The 19419-nt window shown below is 62.6% G+C and carries 20 protein-coding genes; 15 read left to right on the forward strand and 5 right to left on the reverse strand.

The window, feature by feature from the left end; all coding sequences use genetic code 11:
- Positions 1-21: 21 nt before the first annotated feature.
- The 7 genes from ACST81_RS04785 to dhaK all read left to right on the forward strand — a co-directional run bounded on the left by ACST81_RS04785 (position 22) and on the right by dhaK (position 6084).
- Complete coding sequence (locus tag ACST81_RS04785; RefSeq protein WP_438751702.1) at positions 22-1668, forward strand: dihydroxyacetone kinase subunit DhaK; 1647 nt, start codon at positions 22-24, stop codon at positions 1666-1668.
- Complete coding sequence (gene dhaL / locus ACST81_RS04790) at positions 1665-2297, forward strand: dihydroxyacetone kinase subunit DhaL (protein WP_438751703.1); 633 nt, start codon at positions 1665-1667, stop codon at positions 2295-2297. The genes ACST81_RS04785 and dhaL overlap by 4 nt, the downstream gene beginning before the upstream one ends.
- The gene (dhaM, locus tag ACST81_RS04795; RefSeq protein WP_438751704.1) at positions 2294-2692 is read left to right on the forward strand and encodes a dihydroxyacetone kinase phosphoryl donor subunit DhaM; all 399 of its coding nucleotides are present in this window, start codon (positions 2294-2296) and stop codon (positions 2690-2692) included. Before dhaL ends, dhaM begins: the two co-directional genes overlap by 4 nt.
- Complete coding sequence (locus tag ACST81_RS04800; RefSeq protein WP_438751705.1) at positions 2689-3033, forward strand: HPr family phosphocarrier protein; 345 nt, start codon at positions 2689-2691, stop codon at positions 3031-3033. The genes dhaM and ACST81_RS04800 overlap by 4 nt, the downstream gene beginning before the upstream one ends.
- Complete coding sequence (locus ACST81_RS04805; protein WP_438751706.1) at positions 3017-4600, forward strand: putative PEP-binding protein; 1584 nt, start codon at positions 3017-3019, stop codon at positions 4598-4600. The genes ACST81_RS04800 and ACST81_RS04805 overlap by 17 nt, the downstream gene beginning before the upstream one ends.
- Positions 4600-5010, forward strand: coding sequence for a hypothetical protein (locus ACST81_RS04810; RefSeq protein ID WP_438751707.1), 411 nt, complete (start codon positions 4600-4602; stop codon positions 5008-5010). Before ACST81_RS04805 ends, ACST81_RS04810 begins: the two co-directional genes overlap by 1 nt.
- 78 nt (positions 5011-5088) lie before the next feature.
- Positions 5089-6084, forward strand: a complete 996-nt coding sequence (dhaK, locus tag ACST81_RS04815; RefSeq protein WP_438751708.1) for a dihydroxyacetone kinase subunit DhaK — start codon at positions 5089-5091, stop codon at positions 6082-6084.
- A 189-nt stretch (positions 6085-6273) separates the two neighbouring features.
- Here dhaK and ACST81_RS04820 read toward each other — a convergent pair whose 3' ends face one another.
- The gene (locus ACST81_RS04820) at positions 6274-7605 is read right to left on the reverse strand and encodes an NAD(P)/FAD-dependent oxidoreductase (RefSeq protein WP_438751709.1); all 1332 of its coding nucleotides are present in this window, start codon (positions 7603-7605) and stop codon (positions 6274-6276) included.
- Between the two features lie 102 nt (positions 7606-7707).
- Positions 7708-8742 carry a LacI family DNA-binding transcriptional regulator gene (locus ACST81_RS04825; protein WP_438751711.1) on the reverse strand — a complete coding sequence of 345 codons (1035 nt, stop codon included), beginning with the start codon at positions 8740-8742 and terminating at the stop codon, positions 7708-7710.
- 170 nt (positions 8743-8912) lie between these two features.
- Between ACST81_RS04825 and ACST81_RS04830 the strand changes: the two genes are divergently transcribed.
- The 8 genes from ACST81_RS04830 to ACST81_RS04865 all read left to right on the forward strand — a co-directional run bounded on the left by ACST81_RS04830 (position 8913) and on the right by ACST81_RS04865 (position 16583).
- Entirely contained in the window at positions 8913-9905 is a 993-nt protein-coding gene (locus tag ACST81_RS04830) for a Gfo/Idh/MocA family protein (protein ID WP_438751712.1), read from the forward strand.
- 13 nt (positions 9906-9918) lie between these two features.
- A complete protein-coding gene (locus ACST81_RS04835; RefSeq protein ID WP_438751714.1) occupies positions 9919-10821 on the forward strand; it encodes a sugar phosphate isomerase/epimerase family protein in 903 nt (300 codons plus the stop codon).
- Between the two features lie 111 nt (positions 10822-10932).
- A complete protein-coding gene (locus tag ACST81_RS04840; RefSeq protein ID WP_438751715.1) occupies positions 10933-12165 on the forward strand; it encodes an ABC transporter substrate-binding protein in 1233 nt (410 codons plus the stop codon).
- 275 nt (positions 12166-12440) lie between these two features.
- Positions 12441-13343 (forward strand): carbohydrate ABC transporter permease, encoded by a 903-nt coding sequence (locus ACST81_RS04845; protein WP_438751716.1) that lies wholly within the window; start codon positions 12441-12443, stop codon positions 13341-13343.
- Positions 13340-14167, forward strand: a complete 828-nt coding sequence (locus tag ACST81_RS04850) for a carbohydrate ABC transporter permease (protein WP_438751717.1) — start codon at positions 13340-13342, stop codon at positions 14165-14167. Before ACST81_RS04845 ends, ACST81_RS04850 begins: the two co-directional genes overlap by 4 nt.
- A complete protein-coding gene (locus ACST81_RS04855) occupies positions 14164-15231 on the forward strand; it encodes an ABC transporter ATP-binding protein (protein ID WP_438751718.1) in 1068 nt (355 codons plus the stop codon). The genes ACST81_RS04850 and ACST81_RS04855 overlap by 4 nt, the downstream gene beginning before the upstream one ends.
- 130 nt (positions 15232-15361) lie before the next feature.
- Positions 15362-16099, forward strand: a complete 738-nt coding sequence (locus tag ACST81_RS04860) for an SDR family oxidoreductase (protein WP_438751719.1) — start codon at positions 15362-15364, stop codon at positions 16097-16099.
- A 76-nt stretch (positions 16100-16175) separates the two neighbouring features.
- Positions 16176-16583 carry a winged helix-turn-helix domain-containing protein gene (locus ACST81_RS04865; RefSeq protein ID WP_438753380.1) on the forward strand — a complete coding sequence of 136 codons (408 nt, stop codon included), beginning with the start codon at positions 16176-16178 and terminating at the stop codon, positions 16581-16583.
- Here the strand turns inward: ACST81_RS04865 and modC are convergent.
- The 3 genes from modC to modA all read right to left on the reverse strand — a co-directional run bounded on the left by modC (position 16558) and on the right by modA (position 19415).
- Positions 16558-17625 (reverse strand): molybdenum ABC transporter ATP-binding protein, encoded by a 1068-nt coding sequence (gene modC / locus ACST81_RS04870; RefSeq protein WP_438751720.1) that lies wholly within the window; start codon positions 17623-17625, stop codon positions 16558-16560. The genes ACST81_RS04865 and modC overlap by 26 nt on opposite strands.
- On the reverse strand, positions 17622-18323 hold the full coding sequence (gene modB / locus ACST81_RS04875; protein WP_438751721.1) for a molybdate ABC transporter permease subunit: 702 nt from the start codon (positions 18321-18323) through the stop codon (positions 17622-17624). Before modB ends, modC begins: the two co-directional genes overlap by 4 nt.
- Positions 18324-18620: 297 nt before the next feature.
- Positions 18621-19415: a molybdate ABC transporter substrate-binding protein gene (gene modA / locus ACST81_RS04880; RefSeq protein ID WP_438751722.1), complete on the reverse strand. Its 795-nt coding sequence runs from the start codon at positions 19413-19415 to the stop codon at positions 18621-18623.
- Positions 19416-19419: the final 4 nt, after the last annotated feature.

Below are 19419 nucleotides of genomic sequence, written 5' to 3' on the forward strand. Positions count from 1 at the left end.
AAAACGGACTGGATGACTGCCATGAAACATTTCTTCAACCGCAGGGAAACCATCGTCACCGAGGCGCTGGACGGGCTGTTGCGAACGTCGGCGCCGGGCACTCTGGCGCGCCTCGACAGCTATCCGGATATCAAGGTGATCGTCCGTGCGGATTGGGACAAGTCCCGCGTCGCCGTGATTTCCGGCGGCGGCGCCGGCCATGAACCCTCGCATGCCGGCTTTGTCGGCAAGGGCATGTTGACGGCGGCCGTGTCGGGCGAAATCTTCGCCTCGCCCAGCGTCGATGCGGTGCTGACCGCGATCCGGGCTGTCACCGGCAAGCCGGGCTGCCTGCTGGTCGTCAAGAATTACACCGGCGACCGGCTGAACTTCGGCCTTGCCGCGGAAAAGGCGCGGGCCGAAGGTTTCGATGTCGATATGGTGATCGTCGCCGACGACATCGCCCTGCCGGAGATAAACCAGCCGCGCGGCGTCGCCGGCACGCTGTTCGTCCATAAGATCGCCGGTCATTTGGCCGAAAGCGGGGAGAGCCTCGCGTCGGTCGCGGCGGCGGCGAAGGCTGCGGCTGGCGATATCGTTTCCCTTGGCGTGTCCTACTCGTCCTGCTCCATTCCCGGCCAGCCCTACGAGGACCGGCTGGCGGATGACCAGGGAGAGCTGGGGCTGGGCATCCATGGCGAGCCCGGCGTCGAGAAGATTACGGTTCAGAATGCCGACAGCATTATCACCATCATGACGGAACGGCTGTCTGCCGCGATGAAGTCCGATGGTGACTATGCGCTGCTGATCAACAATCTCGGTGCCGTGCCCCCGGTGGAAATGTCGCTGATCGCCAATGCTGTTCTCTCCTCGCCTTTTGCTTCCCGTGTCGCGTTGACGATCGGGCCGGGGCCTTTGATGACGGCCTTGAACATGAACGGCTTATCGTTGTCGCTGATCCGGCTCGACGCGGAGCGTCGGAAGGCCTTGCTCGCGCCCGTTGCGCCGCACGCCTGGTTGCCGGCGGTGGCACCCCGGGATGTGGCGATCCTGCCGGCGCCGAAGGCGGCAAAGGCGGTTGCAGCCGTCTCTGCCAGCCGCGATGCGGCGGTTGAGCGCGTCGTTGCCTCGGTCTGCGAGCGGCTGATCGGACTGGAGGCGGACCTCAACAGGCTGGATGCCAAGGCGGGCGACGGCGATACCGGCTCGACGGTGGCGACCGGCGCCCGCAGCATTCTGGCGCAGGCGGGCAGCTTGCCCTTTGCCGACAGAGCAGCACTCTTGGCCGTAATCGGCGAGACCTTGGCAACCGCCATGGGCGGATCGAGCGGTGTGCTCCTGTCTATCTTCTTCACCGCAGCCGGCAAGGCGAGCGGTGACGGGGCGACACTCTCTGCCGCCCTTCTGGCCGGTTTGGACCGCATGACTTTTTACGGCGGCGCGCATCCGGGGGATCGCACCATGGTCGATGCCCTGTCGCCGGCGCTGCATGTCTTGGCGAACGGTGGCGTTCGTCCCGCAGCGGAGGCGGCGCGAAAAGGCGCGGAGGCAACGAAGGCGATGCGCAAGGCCAAGGCCGGACGGTCCGCCTATATTGGCGAAAGCGATCTTGATGGCGTGATGGACCCCGGCGCGCATGCCGTCGCCGAAGTCTTCGCCGCCGTTGCCGGCATGCTGGAGCCGGCATGATCGCTGTGGACGAACCCCGGCCGGTCATCGACCAGGCGGCATTGATCGGCCGCGTGATCGCGGCGTGCCGGGACGCCATCGTCGAACGGGAAGCCGATCTCTGCGATCTTGATCGCGCCATCGGCGACGGTGATCACGGCACCAACATGCGGCGCGGGCTGGATGCCTTGGCAGGCGAAACTCGGCAACTGGCGGCCATGTCGCTCGCGGACGCGATGACGGCTGCCGGGACGACGCTGGTGATGAGCATCGGCGGCGCGGCGGGACCTCTTTACGGTACGCTCCTTCTGGAGCTGGGTTCTGCCCTGCGGCACACATCCAGTTGGCCGGATGCCTTGTCTCAGGCCGTCGCCGCCGTCGCCCGGCGTGGCAAGTCGTCCGCCGGCGAAAAAACGCTGCTCGATGTTCTTTACCCTGTCCGTGACGAGATGATAAGCCACACGCCTCTTCGCCTGCTGGCTCAGCAAGTTCAAGGTTTTGCCGAAATGACAATCGACATGAAAGCCATGCGCGGGCGGGCTTCGTTTCTGGGCGAGCGCTCCATCGGTCACATGGATCCCGGTGCCGCCAGTTGCGCGCTTCTCGCCGCCGTTATCTGCCGGGAACTGGCGGAGGCAGGCATCGAATGACTGTCAGAGAGAATGTCGGCATCGTCATCGTTTCTCACTCTCCGCTCGTCGCCAGGGGCGCTGCCGACATGGTGCGCCAGATGGTGGGAAAAAGCGTGCCGCTCGCCTGGTGCGGCGGCAATCCGGCCGGTGGGCTCGGAACCGATACCGGCGCGATCCTGAAGGCGATCGACGAGGCCTGGTCCGAGGCCGGCGTGGCGATCTTCGTTGATCTCGGCGGTGCCGAAACCAACAGCGAAATGGCGATCGAGATGAGCGGCGAGGAGCGCGCCTCGCGCATTGTCATCTGCAATGCACCGATCGTCGAGGGTGCCGTCATCGCCGCCGCCGAGGCGTCCGGTGGCGCGTCGCTGGCCAAGGTCGTGGCGACGGCGCAGGAGCTGTCGCCATCATGACGGACAATGGGCACAGGGCTTTGAATGGGACGGGTTCCACCAGTGGCAATGCCGCGGTCGAGCTGCTGATCACCCATGGCGTCGGCCTGCACGCCCGCCCCTCTGTCGTCTTCACGCGACTGGCCAAGAGCTTTCCCTGCACGATCGAGATCGAGGTGAATAGGTCCGGCCTCTGGCTCAATGCCAAGAGCATCGTCAAGGTGATGGGCGCGCGCATCCGCAAGGGATCGACCCTGCGTATCCGGGCGCATGGTCTCAGGGCCGACGAGGCCATTGCCATGCTCGAGGCCCTGTTCGTCAACGATTTCGCCGAGGAAAGACCCCATGTCCGGGGCGCTTAGGCTGCAGGGCCAGGGAAACGGGCAGGGATATGCGACCGGCCCCGCCTATGTTGCGCCTGCCGCCATCAGGCTTTCGGAAGGCCGGGTATCGCCTTCGCTCGAATTTGATCTGCTCCAGGAAGCGATAGGCATTGCTATCGCCGACCTCGGATCCCTGATGACGCACAGTGATCCCTTGAGTGCGGAGATCATCGAGTTCCAGGTGGAGATGCTGCTCGATCCTGCGATTGGCGACATGGCGGTGGAGCATATTGGGCGAGGCTTGAATGCAGCACGCGCCTGGGCGACGGCGCTGGAGGAGTATATTGCCGGCTTCGAACAGTCCGACGATGAAGACGTCAAGGCACGTGCGGTCGATGTAATCGATATTCGCGACCGTGTCCTGAGGGCGCTGGAGGGAAGCCCTTCCGCCGATTTTCCGCTGGGATCCATCTTCGTTGGACGAGACATGGCGCCCACCCTGTTTCTCGGTCATGACTGGACGGGCGGCGGCGGTATCGTGCTTGAAGCGGGCAGCACGGCGAGCCATGTCGCGCTTCTGGCGCGGGCCAAGGGCGTGCCGATGGTCGTCGGGCTCGGCGATCTCGCGGTCGAGGCCGAAACGCCGATGCTTGCGGATGGCGCGAGCGGGCTCGTCGTCGTGAACCCGCAGGCCGGCGATATCGCTGCGGCTGCCAGGCGAGGGACAGATTCTCCGGCTGGTGCTACGGCCAAACCCTTGCCGAGGATGCCGTTGCAAAACGGACCGATCGAGGTATTGGCCAATATCAACGATATCTCCGAAATCCAGAAGCTGGATCCCGGTGCCTGCGACGGCATCGGCCTGTTGCGGACGGAGTTCCTCGTCTCTCCCGCCGATCTCCTCAACGAGGAAAAGCAGGTAGAGCTCTATCGGCAGGTGCTCGATTGGGCCGGTGACAAGCCGGTCACCATCCGGTTGTTCGATCTTGGCGGCGACAAGCCGCTCGGTGGCGTCGGCCTGGAGGAAAGCAACGCCTTTCTCGGTCTGCGCGGCATCCGGTTGCTTCTGGCAAGGCCCGAGATTCTCAGAGTCCAGGTGCGGGCCCTGTTGCGCGTCGGCGTATTAGGGCCGCTGAAGGTTCTTCTGCCGATGGTGACGGTGCTCCATGAAGTGGACGATACGCGGCGCATTTTCGAGGAAGAGGCCACGGCCCTTGAGGCGCAGAAGGTCGCGGTCGGCATGCCGGAAATCGGCATGATGGTCGAGGTTCCCGCCGCCGCAATCATGCTCGACACATTCACCTCGGCCGATTTCTTCTCGCTCGGGACGAACGATCTGGCGCAATACCTGACCGCTGCTGCCCGCGACAATCCCGCCGTCGTCGGTCTCTACCGGCAGGCGGAGCCCGCAGTATTGCGGCTGGTCGCGCAGACGGTAAAGACTGCTCGCGCCATGGGCAAGCCGATCGGGATCTGTGGCGACATGGCCGGCGATCCCGCCAGTTTGCCGGGGCTGCTGGCCGTTGGCCTGACGCAAATTTCGGTTGCTCCCGTGCAACTCGGCGTCATAAGGACGGTGCTGGCGCAGGCGAGGGTGGACGGCTGATGGCACGCGATGCAAACGAAGATGCCATCGTGGCTTACAAGGCAATCCTGGCTGGGATTATCGACAACAGGCCGTCCGGTACGCGCCAGCGCCTTGCCGTGGCGCTCGGCAAACATCGCAGCTTCGTCACCCAGATCACCAGCCCCGGCTATGCCACGCCGCTGCCCGCCCGGCATCTGGCGACGGTTTTCCAGGTTTGCCACGTCAGCAAGGCCGAGCAGGACCGTTTCCTCGAAGCCTATCAGTTGGCGCATCCCGGCAAGCTGCCGGATCTCGGCAATGCCGGCGGCCTGCGGCAATTGACGGTGATGGTCGCCGATTTCGGTGATGAGCGGAAGAACCGGCTGCTCGATGAGGCCATCCAGGACTTCATCCAGAAGATCGTGTCGATCACCGGCGAGGGAGACTGATTTGGTCCATCCCGAAACGCCGAGAACAGCACTGGAAAATTCGCCCTGCTTGGCTACGATTGCGGCAGGGGGCGGGAGATGAAGAAATTCATGAACAGCGCCGGCACGCTGGCGCAGGATTGCCTGGAGGGGCTTGTCGCCGCGCATGGCGATATCATTGCGTTCGGCACGGAAAGGAAGCACGTCCGCCGCCGGACGCTGAGCGTCGACAAGGTCGCCATCATTTCCGGTGGCGGCGCCGGCCACGAGCCGATGCATGCCGGCTTCGTCGGTCCTGGCATGCTGGATGCCGCCTGCACCGGGCATATCTTCACCTCGCCTACGCCTGACCAGATATTTTCGGCGATCCGCGACACCGATAATGGTGCGGGTACGTTGCTGATCGTCAAGAACTATGACGGCGACGTCATGAATTTCGAAATGGCCGCCGAAATGGCGGCGGCCGATGCAAGCCGACGCATCGAGACGGTTATCGTCAGCGACGATATCGCCGTCGAACGGTCAGCGCGCGGAACCGGCCGCCGTGGCGTGGCGGGCACGCTGGTGGTCGAGAAAATCATCGGCGCAGCGGCTGAGGCGGGTGCGGCCCTGCCGGAGTTGAAAAGCCTCGGCGATGCCGTGGTTGCGGCAACCCGGACGATGGGCGTCGCGCTCAAGGGAACAACAGTGCCGCAGACGACGCGCGAAACCTTCGTGCTCGGTCCAAACGAAATGGAGATCGGCGTCGGCATCCATGGCGAACCGGGGCGCGCCCGCGCTCAGATCACCGATGCATCATCGATCGTGACGCTGATCTGTAGCCATATCCTGGAGGATTTTGGCGGGCTTTCCGGGCGATCGATCCTGCTGTTCGTCAATGGCCTCGGCGGCACGCCGCTGTCGGAGCTCTATCTCGTTTTCGGGCTGGCGCGGACGTTTTTCGAAGCGCATGGCGTCACGATCAGCCGAAGCCTTGTCGGCACCTATGTCACCTCGCTCGACATGGCCGGCATTTCCATCACCGTGACTGTGCTCGACGATCGCTTGACCGAACTCTGGGACGCGCCGGTGCACACGGCGTCGCTGCGCTGGTAGCTGTCCCTCAGACCGCAGGGCTATCGCATATGGAAAAGTCCCTCCCCAACCCCTCCCCACAAGGGGGAGGGGCTTAACCCGCTGACCGGCCCGTTGTTTGAAACGAGGGCGGCGGCTGGGTCTCTCCCCCCTTGTGGGGGAGATGGCCGACAGGCCAGAAGGGGTCTTTTCCATATGCGATAGCCCTGCTCAGACCGGCGGTGCGATCTCGAGTGGTGTTCCGTCTGAGAAGCGGCTGAAGCGGAACGGAGTGGGATCGACGATCGGCGTGTTGCCGGTGACGAGGTCGGCCGCCAGATGGCCGGCACCCGGGCCGATGCCGAAGCCATGGCCGGAAAAGCCGGTGGCGATGACGAGGCCGGGCATGTCGTCATGCTTCGAGATCACTGGGACGGCGTCGGGTGTGACGTCGATTAGGCCCGCCCACACCTGCTCTACCTCAGCATTGCGCAACGCCGGCATGACGTCGGCAGCCGCTTTCAACGCCATCAGGGCGGACTTGCTGTCCGGCTTCGGATCAAGAATGCGGTGTTTCTCGAAGGCGCCGGGACGGTCGAGCGGCACGGCGGAGATTTCGAAAAGCTCCTGCCAGCTGCGGGCGCTGAGGCCGACCTGAACCGCTTCGCCCTCGGCTTTCTTCGCCGCCTGGAAGTCCCGGAAGAAAGAGAAGCTGTCGGGCACCAGCGCGTGTTGGTTGATGCCGCCATTGGCGATCGTATAGCCGCCGTCGAGGCGTTTGCGGTAGGCATAGGTGGAGGTCGCGCCGGCGCCATCCGGTCCGCCGGTGATCGGCCCGGTGCGCAGCACGGTGTTGCGCACCTTCAACTGTGGCAGGCGGATATCCAGCCCCTTGCAGAACAGCCGCGACCAGGCGCCGCCGGCCAGAACCACGGCCGAGGTTTCGATCTGGCCTTTCTCGGTGATCACAGCACTGATGCGGCCCGCGCTTTTCTCGATGCCGCGAACGGCGCAGCCGGTGACAATGCTGGCGCCGGCTTTTCTTGCGCCCGAAGCAATGGCCGGCACGGCCTTTTGCGGCTCTGCCCGTGCATCGCTCGGCGTGTAGAGTGCGCCCTTGTAGCGCCGCGTCGCGCCGGGCATCAGACTTAAGGTTTCGTCAGCACCGATCGGACGGGTGTCTACCCCATGAGCCTGCGCCAGTTTCAGCCATCTGGCCTGATTGGCGAGGTCTCTCTCGGTTTCCGCGATATAGAGAATGCCCGAGCGGCAAAATCCGGTGTTTCCGCCGACGCGGGCATCGAGCCCGTCCCAGATTTTCTGGGCCTCGATGGCGAGCGGAATTTCCCGTCGGTCGCGACCCATGACGCGCACCCAGCCCCAGTTGCGGCTGGATTGTTCGCCGCCGAGCGCGCCCTTTTCGCAGAGCACGACATCGACGCCGCGCTCGGCCAGGAACAATGCGGTGCTGACACCGATAATGCCGCCGCCGATGACGACGACATCGGCCTTCTTTGGGAGGGTCTGGTCGGTACCGGTAGGGTCGAGGGTGGGGCCTGGCATAGGGCGATGGTTCCGATGTCGAAAACTGTTCCATCGGTTTGCACCGTCCGGGGCCGTTGTTCAAGTCGCGAAGACTGGCCCGTCCGGTACTGCGGAGAGCCGTCAGCCCGGCAGCGTGAATGCGTCGCTCTCGCCCTCGACGAGATCCTCGCTCCAGACTTTCCTCAAGCTCGCATTCGGATAGAAATGGCTGAATGCCGGCATGGTGGCGAGAAGGGCTTCAGCCAGTGCAATGCCGAGATCGCGCCGTGACAGCTTGAAGCCGGTGAGGCTGGGTGACAGGAAATGTGATTGCGGGCTTTGGCGGCCGATGACGGCGATGTCACGTCCTGGTTTGACGCCGGCTTCGTTAAGTCCGCGATAGAGGCCAAGCGCAATGGTTTCGTTGACCAGCAGGATGGCGGTCGGCCGGTCCTTCCTGGCGAGAAGCTGCCGGGCGATCTGGTAGCCGCCGGCTTCGTTCGGGGTGGAGCTAAAGATCAGGTCGGGATCGAGCGTGAGACCATGGGCCTCCAGCGCCTTGCGGCTCTGGTCGACGAAGAGATAGCCCAGATTGACGTCGTCGTGCGGCCGGGTGATGGCAATGCGGCGGTGGCCCTTCGCCACCAGCCGGTCGATCGATATCTGCGCCATGCCCTCGAAATCGAGGTCGAGCCAAGGCTGGCCGACATCGGTCAGGCTGCGCCCGAGCGTCACGAATGGAATCTTGCGCTTGGCGAGGAATTCGAAGCGGGGGTCGTGGCGCTGGGTGGCCGACAGGATCAGGCCATCGGCGAAACCGCGGCCGACGACGCGGCGGAGATAATTGTCCGGGTCTTCCTCGGATGAGCAGAGCAGAGCGACGAGGTCAAGATGATGGCGGGCAAAGACCGTCTGGACGCCATCGAAGACGCTCATGAAGAAGGTGTCGCCCTGGCCGGTGATCTCCGCGCCGGTCTGCATCATGAAGCCGATGATATTGGTCGTGCCCTGACGCAGGCTACGGCCGGACTGGTTGGGCACATAGCCGAGTTCGGCCGCCGCTTCGAGTACGCGTTTGCGGGTTTCCTCGTTGACGTCTGGGCGGCCGTTCAGCGCGCGCGACACCGTTCCGATCGAGATATCCAGATGCTGCGCAAGCCTGCGTATGCCCGTCATTCCAGCCGCTTCCACCGTGCGATTCCGCTTCCCAACGGCTCATCTCTTGACACGTTTCAAAAATCGTTCATAGTACCGTAAACGTTTACGGTGATCGAAAAGGAGCGAAAACCGTAGATTTGAAGGAGGAGAATCCCATTTTGCGTGCAGTTTTGTGCGGGTGCGGAGCTATGGCCAAAGGCTGGCTGAAGGCGATCGCGGAGACCCCTGAAATCCGGTCCACCGTCCAGGTTGTCGGCCTCGTCGATGTCAATCCGGCGGCCGCTGAAAAGCTCGCCCAGGAGTTCGGACTGGCCGATGCCGTCATCGGGTCAGATCTGGCGGACGTCCTGTCGAAGTCCGCCGCCGATCTCGTGTTTGACGTTGTCATCCCGTCCGCTCGTCATGACGTCGTTTCGACCGCGCTGGCGCATGGATGCCATGTGCTGAGCGAAAAACCGATGGCCTCCTCGATCGAGGAAGGCCGTTCACTGATTGCCCAGTCCGAGGCTGCCGGAAAGATCCATGCCATCGTCCAGAACCGCCGGTTCATTTCCGGGATCCGCCGCATCCGCCGGCTGATCGAAAGCGGCGCGCTCGGTGACCTCACGGCCATCCATTGCGATTTCTTCATCGGCGCGCATTTCGGCGGCTTCCGCGAGCAGATGGACAATGTGCTGCTGCTCGACATGGCGATCCATACCTTCGACGCCGCCCGGTTCGTCGCCGGCAAGGTGCCGGTCGCGGTCTATTGCCACGAGAGCAATCCGCGCGGCTCCTGGTATGCGCACGGTGCGGCAGCTAATGCGATCTTCGAGTTTTCCGACGACGTGACCTTCACCTATCGAGGCTCCTGGAGTGCCGAGGGGGCCAATACCAGCTGGGAAAGCCAGTGGCGGATCATCGGGACGAAGGGCACGCTGCTCTGGGACGGCGCCGATACTTTCCAGGCGGGCGTTGTCGCGGGTTCGGAAGGGTTCTTCAGGGCGATCGAGCCAATCGATGTGCCCATGCCGGCCGACGAGGCGCAGACCCACGGCCATGCCAGTGTCATCGCCGATTTCCTCAAGGCCATCCGCACCGGCGAAAAGCCGGAAACGGCTGGCAATGACAATATCAACAGCCTTGCCATGGTGTTCGCGGCGATCGAAAGCGCCCGCACCCGGCAGCGCGTCACCCTATGAACAGGACAATTTGATGAGCAATCCGGCAAAATCCATCCGCATCGGCACGATGGTCAGCGGCAACAAGGGCGATGCGGCCAAGCGTATCGGCGAGATCGCCGATCTCGGCTTCGAGAGCTTCGAGCCCTTCTTCTGGCAGACGACCAACGGCCAGAACCTGGCCGATCTCGGCAAGCGCTGCGTCGAGGCGATCGGGGACCGCGATATCACCATTTCGACGCTCGGCATGTTCGGCAATCCGCTGGAAACCACCGAGATCGACCAGCAGACGCTTCAGGGCTGGAAAGACTGCATCGACAACGCCCATCATTTCGGCGCGACCTGCATTGCCGGCTTTACCGGCCGCATCCGCAACAAGCCGCTGACCGACAGCCTGCCGCGCTACAAGGAAATCTGGAGCGAGCTTGCCAAGCGCGCGGCCGACAAAGGCGTGAAGATCGCCTTCGAGAATTGCGCCATGGACGGCAACTGGGCGACCGGCGACTGGAATATCGCCCACAATCCGGATGCCTGGGAACTGATCTTCAACGAGACGCCGGATGATAATATCGGGCTGGAATGGGAACCCTGCCACCAGATGGTCTATCTCATCGACCCGCTGCCGCAGATCCGCAAATGGGCGAGCAAAATCTTCCATGTCCATGGCAAGGACGCGACGATCCGCTGGGACGTCATCCGCGAGCACGGCATTTTCGGCAAGGAAAAGTTCGTCTTCATGCGCACGCCGGGCTTCGGCGACACCAACTGGACGGATGTGATTTCCGAGCTTCGGCTTGCCGGCTGGTCCGGTTCGATCGACATCGAGGGCTGGCACGATCCGGTCTATCGCGATGCGCTGGAAATGACCGGCCAGGTGCACGGCCTCAACTATCTGAAGACTTGCCGGGGTGGCGATTTCGTCGTCGATCCTGCCTGAACTGTCAGGCCGGCCCGGTCGCTTGGGCTGGCTCGACTGGACGTGACTGAAAGGAAATGGGAAGGCCGGCATGGAGGATGACGGCCGAAGGATAACCACAAGGAGGAAATCATGGGTATCCGCAAATATGCAGTCATCGGCGCGCTGGCACTGGCAGGCGTCTCGATGTTCGGCCTCTCTGCAAAGGCCGAAGACGTGAAGCTCACCGTCTGGTCGCTCGACCGTGACATTCAGCCCGCTCCCAATCTGGTGGCGGATTTCAACAAGCTCAACAACGGCATCCAGATCGAATACCGCCAGATCCAGTTTGACGATGTGGTGAGCGAGGCGATGCGCGCCTATTCGACCGGCCAGGCGCCCGACATCATCGCCATCGACAATCCGGAACATGCGCTGTTTTCGTCACGCGGCGCCTTCCTCGATCTCACCGACATGATCTCGAAATCGACCGTGATCAAGCCGGAAAACTATTTCCCCGGCCCGCTGAAATCGGTCGAATGGGACGGCAAGTATTACGGCGTGCCGAAGGCGACCAACACGATCGCGCTTTACTACAACAAGGACATGTTCAAGGCCAAGGGCCTCGATCCGAACAAGCCGCCGCAGACCTGGGACGAACTGGTCGAAGCCGCCCGCAAGCTGACCGATCCAGCCGCCAACGTCTATGGCCTGGCTTTCTCGGCCAAAGCCAATGAAGAGGGCACATTCCAGTTCCTGCCCTGGGCGCAGATGGGCGGCGGCAGCTATGAGAACGTCAATTCCGAAGGGGCCGTAAAGGCGCTTGAGGTCTGGAAGACGATCATGGACGAGAAGCTTGCCTCGCCGGACACGTTGACGCGCGGCCAATGGGATTCGACCGGGACGTTCAATTCGGGCAATGCCGCCATGGCGATCTCCGGTCCGTGGGAACTCGACCGCATGACGCAGGAAGCGAAGTTCGACTGGGGCGTGACGCTGCTGCCGGTGCCGCAGGAAGGCGCTGAGCGCTCTTCTGCCATGGGTGATTTCAACTGGGCGATCTTCGCCTCGACCAAGCACCCGGAGGAGGCATTCAAGGCGCTCGAATTTTTCGCCTCGCAGGACGACAAGATGTTCGAGAAATACGGCCAGCTTCCGGCCCGTTCCGACATCACCATTCCCGCGACCGGACAGGCCCTGAAGGATGCCGGCCTCAAGGTGTTCCTCGAGCAGCTGAAATATGCCAAGCCGCGCGGCCCGCATCCGGAATGGCCGAAAATTTCGAAGGCGATCCAGGATGCCATTCAGGCAGCCCTGACGGGGCAAGCCAGCGCCAAGGACGCGCTTGATCAGGCAGCCGAAAAGATCAAGGCTGTTCTCGGTTAAGCTGGTTTTGAGCAAGGGGACTGCGGTCTCCCTCTTCTCCCCGGCGGGGAGAAGTGCCGAGCAAAGCGAGGCGATGAGGGGGCGGCGGCCTTGGCCGACGCACACGGCATAGTCTGGAAGGCCTTCGGCCCCCCTCATCCGGCGCTACGCGCCACCTTCTCCCCGCTGGGGAGAAGAGGTTCACCGGATGATGTCCGTCATCCATCATTTCCTCCCGGAGAGGTCGGTTCGCGCGCGAATGCGCGGGCAGCCCTCACCGGAGCATCGGAGGCCCCATGAAGAGGCTCCTTTCCAGCGTCAGGGATGGCCGCGGTTTCGATATCGCGCTGGTCGCCTTTCCCCTCGGTTTCCTGTTCCTGATGGCGGGCCTGCCGCTGCTCTATAATGTCCTGATGAGCTTTCAGGAAGTTGACATGTTCAGCCTCGGCACGTTCCTGCGGCCCTTCGTCGGCTTCAAGAACTATGCCGATCTCTTTGCCCAACCGGAAACCTGGCCGATCCTCGGCAATACCGCGATCTTCGTCATCGGCTCGATCGCCGGGCAGTTTCTGATCGGTTTCGGACTGGCGCTGTTCTTCTGGGTGAACTTTCCGGGCGCTTCGTGGCTGCGCGGCCTTTTTCTCGTCTCCTGGGTGATGCCCGGCCTCGTCGTCGGCGCCATCTGGAACTGGATCCTGTCGGGTGATTTCGGTGTGCTGAACTTCATTCTGCGGGAAACCGGCATCATCAGCAGCAACATCTTCTGGCGCTCCGATCCCAACTATTCGCTCTATGCGGTCATCATGGCCAATATCTGGCTGGGCACGGCCTTCAACATGATCTTGCTGTCCGTCGGCCTGGCCGGCATTCCCGGTGATCTCTACGAGGCAGCCGAATTGGATGGCGCCAATGCCTGGCAGCGCTTCTGGACGATTACGCTGCCGATGATGCGCTCGACCATCGGTGCGATCATTGCGCTCGGGCTGATCTTCACCCTGCAGCAATTCGACCTCTTCGCCGCGATCACATCTGGCGGGCCGAACAACTCGTCGAACGTCACCCAATACTGGGCTTGGGATCTGTCGTTCCGCCAGTACGATTTCGCCAAGGGCGCGACCATCTCCGTCATCATGATCGTTTTCGTCATGATCGCCGCGATCGTCTATGTCCGCTCCACACGTCATGAGGTGCGCGGATGAGCGAGACCAACCGCAACCGGCTGATGCTGGTGATCGCCATCCTGATGGCGGCGATCTATCTGTTTCCGCTCTACTGGATGTATATCACCGCGCTGAAAAGCGGCTCGGAAATGTTTGCGACACCGCCGAGCTTCTGGCCGTCGGAACCGCAATGGGCAACCTATGCCTATGTCTGGGAAAGCCGGGGCATGGGGCGCTATCTCTGGAATTCGCTGGTCATCGCGTCGGGCGCCGTGGTCCTGATCACGGTGCTCGGTGTCGGCTGTGCCTATGTGCTCGCTCGCTATCGCAATGTCTGGGTCGATATCGGACTGTTCCTGATCCTGATGCTGCAGGTCCTGCCGGCCTCGCTGATGATCACGCCGATCTTCGTCGGTTTCTCGCAGCTCGGCATGCTGAATTATCCGCGTCTTGCGGTGATCATCGCCATCGCGGCCAAGAGCATGCCGTTCTTCGTCGTCCTGGTCAGGGCCACCTTCATGGCCGTGCCGCAGGAACTGGAGGAGGCGGCCCTGGTCGACGGCAATTCGCGGGTCGGCGCCTTCTTCAACATCGTCTTGCCGCTCGCTCGCAACGGCATTCTCGTTGGCGCCATCCTGATCTTCATGCAGGCCTTCGGCGAATTCGTCTATTCGAAGTCGATCATCCAGGCGGTGGAACTGCAGCCCGCCAGTGTCGGCCTCAATTCGTTCATGGGACCGAACACCAACGAATGGAACAATATCATGGCCTATGCCACGATCTACGTGACCCCCATTCTCGCCATCTTCGTGCTGCTGCAGCGGCGCATCGTCTCCGGCCTTACTTCGGGAGCCATCAAATGACCAAGCAGATCGAGCTCTCGGGCGTCAACAAATATTACGGTGCCTTCCATGCGCTGAAGAATATCGAGCTCAGCATCGAGAAGGGAACCTTCGTCGCCCTCGTCGGCCCCTCGGGCTGCGGCAAGTCCACGCTGCTGCGCTCGTTGGCGGGGCTCGAAAGCATCTCGACGGGGGATCTGAGGATCGCCGGCGAGCTGATGAACAACGTGCCACCACGCAAGCGCGATATTGCCATGGTGTTCCAGTCCTATGCGCTCTATCCACATATGACGGTGGAACAGAACCTGACCTACAGCCTGCGCATTCGCGGTATTCCGAAGGCCGAAGCCAAGAAGGCGGCGGAGGAGGTGGCGGCGACCACCGGTCTGTCGCAGCTTCTCGGCCGCTATCCGCGCGAATTGTCCGGTGGCCAGCGCCAGCGTGTCGCCATGAGCCGGGCGATCATCCGTCATCCGAAGGCCTTCCTGTTCGACGAGCCACTGTCCAACCTCGATGCGGCGCTCCGCGTCCACATGCGCAAGGAAATCCGCACCCTGCATGACCGGCTGGGCGCGACCTCCGTCTATGTGACGCACGACCAGATCGAGGCGATGACCATGGCCGATCATGTCGTGGTGATGAAGGACGGCGTCATCGAGCAGCAGGGGGCACCGCTGGAGCTTTACGACCGGCCGGCCAACAGGTTCGTTGCGGGTTTCATCGGCTCGCCGGCAATGAATTTCGTACCGGCAATCGTCGGCGAGGATGGCCGTTCACTGGCTGTCGATGTCGGCGAGAAGCAGACGATCCCTCTCGATCGGCAGTTGGAGCCTGGCCGAAGCGTGACGGCGGGATTGCGGCCGGAACATCTGCACTTCGTCGATGAGGGACAGGGCGTGTTCCGTCTCCCGGTCGGCATCGTCGAAAGTACGGGCTCGGCGACCTATATCACGACCTCGACGGCGGCGGAGGTGACGATCGTCGAAACCTCGCGCCGGGCGGTGAGGACTGGCGATATCATCGACGTTTCCGTTCGCCCGTCCGACGTCCATATCTTCGATGCGAAGACAGGCGTGAGGATCTGATCGGAGCGCTTGCTGGCGATTTCGTTTTTTCTATATAAAAATACGTTTCCCATGCTTGACAAGCGGAGGACGCCGATATTCCTTGTCCGGAAAATCGATGTGGCCGAGCGCCGCGACAGGGAGGAATGACATGGGTGGACTTCTGGCCGGCAAACGCGCGGTGATCACGGCTGCGGCGCAGGGTATCGGCCGCGCTGCCGCCGAAGCCTTTCAGCGCGAGGGCGCGATCGTTACGGCGACGGATATCAACGAGGAAAAGCTCGCTGAGCTTTCGGCGCTGGGCATGTCGGTCGCCAAACTCGACGTCTTGAGCACCGATGCGATCAGTGCCTTTGCCGCCGAGACCGGCACCATCGACGTTTTGTTCAATTGCGCCGGTGTCGTTCATGCCGGTTCGATTCTCGAGGCCAGCGACCGGGATTACGATCTCGCCTTCGATCTCAATGTCAAATCGATGTTCCGGCTGATCCGCGCCTTCCTGCCGGGGATGATCGCCAATGGCGGCGGCTCGATCATCAACATGTCGTCGGTGGCCGGCGTTCCCGCCGGCGTGCCGAACCGGTTTGCCTATTCCGCCAGCAAGGCGGCGGTGATCGGCCTCACCAAGTCTGTGGCCATCGACTATATCAAGCAGGGGATCCGCTGCAACGCGATCGCGCCCGGCACGGTGCAGTCGCCGTCGCTGGAAGAGCGCATGAAGGCGCAGGGCAATTACGAGGAAGCTCGTGCCGCCTTCATCGCCCGCCAGCCGATGGGTCGCATCGGCCTGCCGGAGGAAATCGCCGCCCTTGCAGTCTATCTCGGTAGTGACGTTTCCAACTACACGACCGGTCATGTCCATGTCATCGATGGCGGCATGAGCCTTTAACAGGCCATCCGGCGCTATACACCGGCGGTTCGGCGCGATAGTCTTCTGAAAATTGGAAGATGTCGTCGCCGATCGCATGAGCAAGAAAAATACCACTGGCCTGACCCCTGTCCTCAGGGTCGATTTTCCTCATGCCGAACGGCTGGGGCGTGGCAAGATCATGCTGCTTGAACATATCCGCGAGACCGGGTCGATCTCGGCTGCGGGCAGGGCGATGGACATGTCCTACCGTCGCGCCTGGTTGCTCGTCAGCGCGCTGAACCGGATGTTCGCCCAGGAATCCGTCGCCTCCCAGCGCGGTGGAAAACAGGGCGGGGGTGCGGTGCTCACGCCGTTCGGCGAAGAATTGATCCGGCGGTTTCGGGTCATGGAAGCAAAGGCCGAGGCGGCGCTGGCCGATGAATTGGCTTGGCTCGGGGAAAACCGCAACACAAACCCAGTTGCCGCCGCTCCCGCGATCACAGATCCAGAGCAACACTCTTGATGATGGCATGAACCGGGTTGCCGGCCTGAAGTGCCAGCGCATCGCGCGATACGACCGTGATCCGCGAGACGATCGTCACACCGCCGCAATCCAGCCGGATATCGACCATGCCGTGAGCGGCTTCGCCGATCTCGTTGATGACTGCCGGCAGGATGTTGAGCGCGCTCAGTCCTTCCGGCTTGCTGGTGGCAAGCATGACGTCACGCGCCGCGATCTGCAGCCGCACGGTTTTTCCCGTCGGGGCCTCGAGATAGGGTACAACGATCCGCGCGTCACCGGCCCGGATCGTGGTAATGCGGTGATCGCCATCCGTCGTCTCGACCACGCCGTCGATTACCGCACCCGCCTCCCGGCGGCTCACCGCGGGCGAGGGCTGGCTGAGGATTGTCGCCGCATCGCCGGAGGCGAGGACACTGCCATTTTCCAGAATGATGACCTTGTTTGCCAGCCGCGCAACTTCGCTGACCGAATGGCTGACATAGACGATGGGGATCTCGGTCTCGTCGCGGATGCGCTCCAGATAGGGCAGGATTTCCGCCTTGCGGTCAGCATCGAGCGCCGCCAGCGGTTCGTCCATCAGCAGCAGGCGGGGATCGGAGAGCAGCGCCCGGCCGATGGCGATGCGCTGCTTTTCGCCGCCGGAGAGATTGGATGGGGAGCGACTGAGAAGGGGCGCGACTCCGAGCAGATCGACGATCCGGTCGAAATTGGCTCCGTCATCCTTTGCGGGGCCGAACCAGCGGCCATAGGTAAGATTGCTCCGCACGCTCATATGCGGAAAGAGACGCGCTTCCTGGAAGACATAACCGAAACGGCGCTTGTGCGGAGGTACGAACACGCGGCTGTTGGTATCGACCAGCGTATCACCGTTGAACTGGATGCGCCCGGTCTCGGGCTTTAGCAGGCCGGCGACAATGTTGATCAGCGATGTCTTGCCGGATCCGGAGCTGCCGAATAGGGCCGTGACGCCGCGATTGCAGGAAAATGCGGCTTCGACGGAAAACGAACCAAGCTTATGGCGCACATCAAGGACCAGGCTCATGCGGCATCCACCCGTTTCGTGGCAAGGTTCGCCAGCACTTCGGACACCATCAGCGCCGTCATCGAGATGATCACGGAAATGATCGTCAACCGGAACGCGCCGGCATCACCGCCGGGAACCTGCGTGAAGGTGTAGATCGCAGCCGACAGCGTCTGTGTTTCACCAGGAATGTTGGAGACGAAGGTGATCGTCGCGCCGAACTCGCCCATCGCCTTGGCAAAGGCGATGATCATGCCGGCGATGATGCCTGGAATGATCAATGGCAGCGTTACGGTCAGGAACACCCAGGCGGGACCGGCGCCGAGCGTGGAAGCAGCCTGTTCCAGCTTGCGATCGACGGCCTCGATCGACAGCCGGATGCTGCGCACCATCAGCGGGAAAGCCATGACGGCGCAGGCAAGGGCAGCCCCTGTCCAGCGGAACGAAAAGACAATGCCGGTATATTCCGCCAGAAAGGCGCCGATCGGGCCGCGCTTGCCGAAGAGGATCAGCAGCAGGAAGCCGGTGACGACAGGCGGCAGGACCAGGGGAAGGTGAACGATGCCGTTGAGGATCGACTTGCCCCAGAAGCGGCCCCGGGCCAGCAGCATTGCGATCGCGATGGCGAAGGGCAGGCTGGCCAGCATGGCAACGAGCGAAACGCGAAGACTGAGGCGGATCGCCGTCCATTCCGCATCACTTAAAACCAGCCAGTCCAAAATGCGTCCGCCCTTCAATGGCAAAAGTGCTGTTACACAACCTCGCCGACTTGCCCCTCACTCTGTCTAGACCAGGGCCATCGCATATGGAAAAGTCCCCTCCCCAACCCCTCCCCACAAGGGGGAGGGACTTAACCTGCCGCCCGGTCCGTCTTCTGAAACGAGGGGTCGGCGGCTGGGTCTCTCCCCCGTTGTGGGGAGATGGCCGACAGGCCAGAGGGGGTTTTTTCATATCGTGGTGTATCCGTAAGGAAGGTTAGCTGCTCCATCCGGTCTCGGATAGAGCGCGCTTGCGTCTTATTTCAGGATGGTGAAGCCCTGAGCTTCGAACAGGGCCGCAACCTTGGCCGACTTGACGAAATCGACATAAGCGGCGGTATCAGGGTTCTTGCTGTCGGCGGTGATGGCGATCGGGTAGACGATCGGCGGATGGCTGTCTTCCGGGAAGGTGCCGGCGACCTTCACGCCTTTGTCCGCAACTGCATCCGTCTGGTAGACGATGCCGTAGGGTGCTTCGCCCCGGGAAACCAGGAGCAGGGCGGCGCGGACGTTTTCGGCGCCGGCCACATCCTTCTCGACCGAGGACCAGACGCCGAGCTTTTCGAGTGCAGCCTTGCCGTATTTGCCGGCCGGAACGGAATCGACCGCGCCCATGGCGAGCTTTCCGCCGCTGAGCAGACCCTTCAGGTCGAAACCTTCCTTGATCTCGACCGGGGTGGCATCCGGCTTGCCGGTGACGAGAACGATGCGGTTGCCAAGCAGGTTGGCGCGCGTGTCATCCTTGATCAACGTCTTCTCGGCGACGTAATCCATCCAGGCGAGGTCAGCCGAGACGAACACGTCGGCCGGCGCACCGGATTCGATCTGCTTGGCCAGCGCCGAGCTTGCTGCGTAGGAAACCGTTGTTTCCTTGCCGGCTTCCTTCTGCCACTCGGCATTGACGGCATCCAGCGCGTTTTTCAGGCTGGCCGCTGCAAAGACGGTGACCTTGTCGGCGGCTGCTGCCGGCTGGGCGAATGGCATGCCGCCGATCCACAGGGCGAGCGCGGCCGCTCCCAGAAATTTCAGCATGGTTCGACGTTCAGCGCGCATGCGG

This window comes from Pararhizobium sp. O133, from assembly GCF_051669845.1.
Taxonomy (GTDB): domain Bacteria; phylum Pseudomonadota; class Alphaproteobacteria; order Rhizobiales; family Rhizobiaceae; genus Pararhizobium.

What these genes read in the sequence shown, in the direction of transcription:
- modA (WP_438751722.1), bottom strand. Translation starts at nt 19,415, where the DNA reads ATGCGCGCTGAACGTCGAACCATGCTGAAATTTCTGGGAGCGGCCGCG.
- ACST81_RS04805 (WP_438751706.1), top strand. Translation starts at nt 3,017, where the DNA reads ATGTCCGGGGCGCTTAGGCTGCAGGGCCAGGGAAACGGGCAGGGATAT.
- ACST81_RS04800 (WP_438751705.1), top strand. Translation starts at nt 2,689, where the DNA reads ATGACGGACAATGGGCACAGGGCTTTGAATGGGACGGGTTCCACCAGT.
- dhaL (WP_438751703.1), top strand. Translation starts at nt 1,665, where the DNA reads ATGATCGCTGTGGACGAACCCCGGCCGGTCATCGACCAGGCGGCATTG.
- ACST81_RS04785 (WP_438751702.1), top strand. Translation starts at nt 22, where the DNA reads ATGAAACATTTCTTCAACCGCAGGGAAACCATCGTCACCGAGGCGCTG.
- ACST81_RS04830 (WP_438751712.1), top strand. Translation starts at nt 8,913, where the DNA reads ATGGCCAAAGGCTGGCTGAAGGCGATCGCGGAGACCCCTGAAATCCGG.
- ACST81_RS04840 (WP_438751715.1), top strand. Translation starts at nt 10,933, where the DNA reads ATGGGTATCCGCAAATATGCAGTCATCGGCGCGCTGGCACTGGCAGGC.
- ACST81_RS04810 (WP_438751707.1), top strand. Translation starts at nt 4,600, where the DNA reads ATGGCACGCGATGCAAACGAAGATGCCATCGTGGCTTACAAGGCAATC.
- dhaM (WP_438751704.1), top strand. Translation starts at nt 2,294, where the DNA reads ATGACTGTCAGAGAGAATGTCGGCATCGTCATCGTTTCTCACTCTCCG.
- ACST81_RS04865 (WP_438753380.1), top strand. Translation starts at nt 16,176, where the DNA reads ATGAGCAAGAAAAATACCACTGGCCTGACCCCTGTCCTCAGGGTCGAT.
- modC (WP_438751720.1), bottom strand. Translation starts at nt 17,625, where the DNA reads ATGAGCCTGGTCCTTGATGTGCGCCATAAGCTTGGTTCGTTTTCCGTC.
- ACST81_RS04845 (WP_438751716.1), top strand. Translation starts at nt 12,441, where the DNA reads ATGAAGAGGCTCCTTTCCAGCGTCAGGGATGGCCGCGGTTTCGATATC.
- ACST81_RS04850 (WP_438751717.1), top strand. Translation starts at nt 13,340, where the DNA reads ATGAGCGAGACCAACCGCAACCGGCTGATGCTGGTGATCGCCATCCTG.
- dhaK (WP_438751708.1), top strand. Translation starts at nt 5,089, where the DNA reads ATGAAGAAATTCATGAACAGCGCCGGCACGCTGGCGCAGGATTGCCTG.
- ACST81_RS04835 (WP_438751714.1), top strand. Translation starts at nt 9,919, where the DNA reads ATGAGCAATCCGGCAAAATCCATCCGCATCGGCACGATGGTCAGCGGC.
- ACST81_RS04825 (WP_438751711.1), bottom strand. Translation starts at nt 8,742, where the DNA reads ATGACGGGCATACGCAGGCTTGCGCAGCATCTGGATATCTCGATCGGA.
- ACST81_RS04820 (WP_438751709.1), bottom strand. Translation starts at nt 7,605, where the DNA reads ATGCCAGGCCCCACCCTCGACCCTACCGGTACCGACCAGACCCTCCCA.
- ACST81_RS04860 (WP_438751719.1), top strand. Translation starts at nt 15,362, where the DNA reads ATGGGTGGACTTCTGGCCGGCAAACGCGCGGTGATCACGGCTGCGGCG.
- ACST81_RS04855 (WP_438751718.1), top strand. Translation starts at nt 14,164, where the DNA reads ATGACCAAGCAGATCGAGCTCTCGGGCGTCAACAAATATTACGGTGCC.